We start from the raw sequence: 4,373 nt of genomic DNA on the forward strand, positions 1-4,373 counted from the left end.
CCGAAAATGTAATGCAGGACGGAAAACCGTGGCGTTATATGTTCAAGCCGAGCCTGGATGACGAATCGCAGGATTGTTACGATAAGAATTCCCCCATGGACGATCCGCATTTCACTTCCGGTGTCGGCAACCACTTCTTCTATCTGCTGTCCGAGGGGGCCGTCGTGCCGGCATCCTATCGGGCGGAGCTGGTCAAGGCCGATCTGGTCTGCAATGGCGACATTGACCTGACCAGAATCACTAACAAGGTGGCTGCACAGGTATGGTATCGCGCGATCACGCTGTATATGACCTCGCAGACAGGCTATCCGAAGGCGCGCGAGGCCACTCAGCAAGCGGCTGCGGACTTGCTCGACCGCGGATTGCTCAGCAAGAAGCAGGCAAATGCAGTGGCGTGTGCGTGGGAGGCGGTCAATGTACCGCTGCCTGACGGTTCGAAGCTGGCAACTTGTCAGAGGACCTAACGTCCCTCTTTGTGCCAGTCCCTCTCCTTGATGCCGGGGAGAGGGATTTTGTATTGTTTCAGCTTCCGGCACCTGCTTATAGGGATGGCGCTTGCAGCGCGCGGGGGGCTTCCGCCGCGAGCTGCGGGACGATGGCATTACCGGCGGCGCGCAGCTTAGGAATTCGGGCGGGAACCCCATGAGCCAGAAGACGAACTCGGGTTCAGGGACCCGGCGGGCTTTGCTGTCGTGGCAGAGAATCCAGCCAGCCTCCGACTAGGAAGTGATTCCCTGACCAGCCCAGGGATGGTCGGATACGGTTTGTACCGCATCGACAAGACAGATTCACTGTCTTCCATCGAGTCCAGTTCTGAGCGATCACGCAACTTCATTCGGCGCGCACAACGTGTCGAACGTAGCGCCATCGTTCTCCCGCGTTGCCGACAGGCCGGTGTAGTCCTGCCAGCGGCGCACGGCGAGATCAACGTAGCGCGGATCCAGTTCGATCGCACGCGCGCGCCGTGAGGATTTTTCGCAGGCGATGCTCGTCGTGCCAGATCCACTGAAGGGTTCATAGATCAGTTCGCCGGGCGATGAATTGTTGATCACCGGTCGCAGCATCGCCTCGACGGGCTTCTGCGTGCCGTGCGTGGTGGCGGGGTCTTCCTCATGAGTGCCGTAGGCGATTTGCCACACAGTCGATTGGTCGCGCGCGCCGTTCCAGTGGCCGGTCGCGCCGTCCTTGACGGCGTACCAGCAAGCCTCGTGGCCCCAGTGGTAGTGGCCACGCGAGAGGACGAAGCGGGTTTTCACCCACACGATCTGCGAGCGGATGTTGAAGTCGCACGCTTCGAGGCTCGCCTGTACCGTGCTGGCGTAGAGCGCGGCGTGCCAGATGTAGGCGACGTCACCGGGGAACAGTGCCCACGCCTCGCGCCAGTCGGCGCGGTCGTCGTTGCGGATCTGACCCAGCCGTTCGGAGCGGTTGACGCCGGCCTCACGTCGCCAGGCTGGATCGTATTCCACGCCGTAGGGCGGATCGGTGACCATCAGGTGTGGGCGCTCGTCACCGAGCAGGTGGGCGACGTCGGCGGCGCTGGTGGCGTCGCCGCACAACAGCTTGTGCTCACCGAGCAGCCACAGATCGCCGTGGCGCGAGACGGCGGTCTCCTGCAACTCCGGTGTGGCATCGTCGTCGGTCAGTCCTTCATGCGTCTCCTCGGCCTCTCCGAGGAGGCGATTCAGTTCGTCCTCATCGAAACCGACCAGCGACAAGTCGTAGTCCGCAGCCTTCAGGTCGGCCAGTTCGAGACCGAGCATCTCCTCGTTCCAGCCGGCCTGCAGGGCGAGTTGGTTGTCAGCGATGATGTAGGCGCGACGCTGGTTGGGCGTCAGGTGCGACAATTCGATCACGGGCACTTCAAGCAGGCCGAGCTGACGCGCGGCCAGGAGGCGGCCGTGGCCGGCGATGATGCCGTTTTCGCCGTCGACCAGGATCGGGTTCGTCCATCCGAATTCGGCGATGCTCGCCGCGATCTGCGCGACCTGTGCATCGGAGTGCGTGCGAGCATTCCTTGCGTATGGGATCAGCGACGAAATTTCGCGCTGTTCCACGTGCAACATTTTCATGCGGCAGGCTGCAATCTCTGCGCGGCGACATCGCGCCACGATCGGTTCGTGTTGAGGAGGGTGACAGGCACCTTCGGATGCGCGCGCTGGAATCGAACGAGTGCAACGTCGACGTAGCGTGGTACAAGTTCGACGGCGCGCAGCACGCGCTGGGTTTTCTCCGCAGCGAGCAGGCTGGTGCCGGAACCACAGAAGGGCTCGTAGACGATCTCGCCGGCGTCGCTGTAGGCCGCGATCACATGCTCCGGGAGACTGATCGGAAACACTGCAGGATGATCGAGACCGTCACCGAGCCGTCGCCGGTTGCGGGTGATGCGAATGACACTGTCCGGCACGCGCGTGGGCTGCACCGGCATGTGCGGCTTGTTCCAGACCGACAGCTTGCCGTCCCGGCCGCGCAGGTTGGAGGCCGTGCCGTCTTCGCGCAGATGCTGATGCGTGCCCGCCCACTTGCACGGCACGATCTTGTTCGGCACGCGCGCAACGCGGTTGAAGTGGAAGATGAACTCGAAGCTCGGCGCGAGCCTGCCGTGCCAGCGGCCAGGAAGATGTCCCTGGTCCCACACGTACCAACCGTAGCGACGCCAGCCCTGTGCCTGCATCCAGGCCGACCAGGACTCCCAATACAACTGCACCTCATTGTGCTTGTAGACCAAGCCGAGGTTCACGAGTACCTGACCGTCCGGTTGCAGCGGTGCCGCGGCGAACACGGACCGCATCAGCGTGTCCCAGTCCCGGATCCGCACGCCGGCGTAGATGCGCTGGGCCACATAAGGAGGCGAGGTGAAGCACAGCGCCGCGCCCTCGCCCTGCATCAACTGCCCGACGAGCGCGGCATCGCCGGCGTCGCCGCAGACGAGCCGATGTGCGCCCAACTGCCAGATATCGCCGGAGCGGGCGATGCCCGCGATGGAATCAGACACGCAGTTCCCAACGGTACTTGCGGCCGGTCGGCGTGCGGTCGCTGCGGGGCCGCGCGCCGCGGCTCCAACTGTCGCCGCCGGCCTCGCCGATGAATGTGAATCCCGCACCGCGGAGACTGGCCCCGCCTTCATCCGGCTGGGGGTAGGTCAGGAGGTGGTGATAACCCATCGCAGCCTCGGGGCGCACTGGCCTTAAACTTTGTGTCCGCGGCGCGCATCTAATCAGCTTTCGGTGAGCTAGGAGGCGGTGCGATGAGGGGAATGCGATGGGGGCTGGCGCTGTGGGTGTCGGCCTGGATGGGGTTGGCGCCGGTCCAAGCGGAGAACGGCACGGGACTGGCGGAGTCCACGGACATCGACCGGTTCTGGCAGGCCTACGATCAAGTGCGCGCCGAGCGCTCACTCAATCGCCAGCGCGAATTGCTACAGCGGAAGTTTGTGGACCCGGGCACGGCCGGGCTACATGCGTTCATGCAGACCAAGGGCTACGACACGGACTGTTATGTCAATGCCATTCGCCGCTATCCGCGGTTCTGGGAATCGGTACGTTCGCGTACCCTGGCGATGCGTGCACGAAGCAGTGAGTTCGAACCAGCGATCGCGCGTCTACGCACCCTGTATCCAGCGTTGCGCCCGGCCAAGATATACTTCCTCATCGGCTGCTTACGCTCTAGTGGAACGACCTTGGGCGACAAGGTACTGATCGGCGCGGAGCTGGCTGCTGGCGATAGAAGCGTGGATATTTCGGAATTGCCAATGCGCTTGCGTAAAAGTTTAGGCGTCTACTTCGCCAGCGAGCCAGAGAAGCAACTCGTCCTACTCAACGTACATGAGTACATCCATACCCAGCAGCGTGGCCCGGGTAAGACTCTGTTGGCGCAGGCGATGTACGAGGGCGCCGCGGATTTTGTCGCCGAACAGGTCATTGGACGCACACCGGCATTGCCCTACATGCAGTATGGATACGAACACGAGGCGACGTTGAAGCAGGAGTTCCGCTCCGAGATGGACGGCGTGTCCTGGAGCAACTGGCTCTACAACGGCCCAGGCAATCACCACGGCGTCGGTGATCTCGGCTATTACGTCGGCTACGCCATTATGCGCGATTATTACGCGCAGGCACCTGACAAGGCGAAGGCGGTACGCGAGATCATCGAACTTGATTACCGCGACCAAGCGGCAGTGGAACGGTTCGCGGCGACTTCGGGGTTTTTCAACAGATAGCTAACGGCCTTGATCTGTTGGAAACCCGCGCCATCAGAGGTGACTCGGGACGGTGCGTGAGGTCATGTGGGGGCGCGAACCTCAGTGCGAACCGAAGTTCGCACCCGGACGCTATCGAGGTTTCGCGGCTGTGCCTCCCGCTTTGTTGCAGTGC

Annotated in this window: 5 protein-coding genes; 2 read left to right on the forward strand and 3 right to left on the reverse strand. The window is 62.7% G+C overall.

Annotation, left to right across the window (positions count from 1 at the left end; all coding sequences use genetic code 11):
- The coding region (locus LG367_RS18085) for a M4 family metallopeptidase (protein ID WP_226470663.1) at positions 1–464 on the forward strand (464 nt) is incomplete at its 5' end.
- Between the two features lie 357 nt (positions 465–821).
- Here LG367_RS18085 and LG367_RS18090 read toward each other — a convergent pair.
- Genes LG367_RS18090 through LG367_RS18805 form a run of 3 tightly spaced genes read right to left on the reverse strand, consistent with a single transcriptional unit; the run spans position 822 to position 3,182 of the window.
- A complete protein-coding gene (locus LG367_RS18090; RefSeq protein ID WP_226470664.1) occupies positions 822–2,072 on the reverse strand; it encodes a site-specific DNA-methyltransferase in 1,251 nt (416 codons plus the stop codon).
- A complete protein-coding gene (locus LG367_RS18095; protein ID WP_226470665.1) occupies positions 2,069–2,995 on the reverse strand; it encodes a DNA-methyltransferase in 927 nt (308 codons plus the stop codon). Before LG367_RS18095 ends, LG367_RS18090 begins: the two co-directional genes overlap by 4 nt.
- Positions 2,988–3,182 carry an XF1762 family protein gene (locus LG367_RS18805; protein ID WP_425491009.1) on the reverse strand — a complete coding sequence of 65 codons (195 nt, stop codon included), beginning with the start codon at positions 3,180–3,182 and terminating at the stop codon, positions 2,988–2,990. The genes LG367_RS18095 and LG367_RS18805 overlap by 8 nt, the downstream gene beginning before the upstream one ends.
- 74 nt (positions 3,183–3,256) lie before the next feature.
- On the opposite strand from LG367_RS18805, the gene LG367_RS18100 reads away from it, so the two are divergent.
- Complete coding sequence (locus LG367_RS18100; protein WP_226470666.1) at positions 3,257–4,219, forward strand: DUF2268 domain-containing protein; 963 nt, start codon at positions 3,257–3,259, stop codon at positions 4,217–4,219.
- Positions 4,220–4,373: the final 154 nt, after the last annotated feature.

This window comes from Luteimonas panaciterrae (assembly GCF_020511115.1).
GTDB classification, from domain to species: Bacteria; Pseudomonadota; Gammaproteobacteria; order Xanthomonadales; family Xanthomonadaceae; genus Luteimonas; species Luteimonas panaciterrae.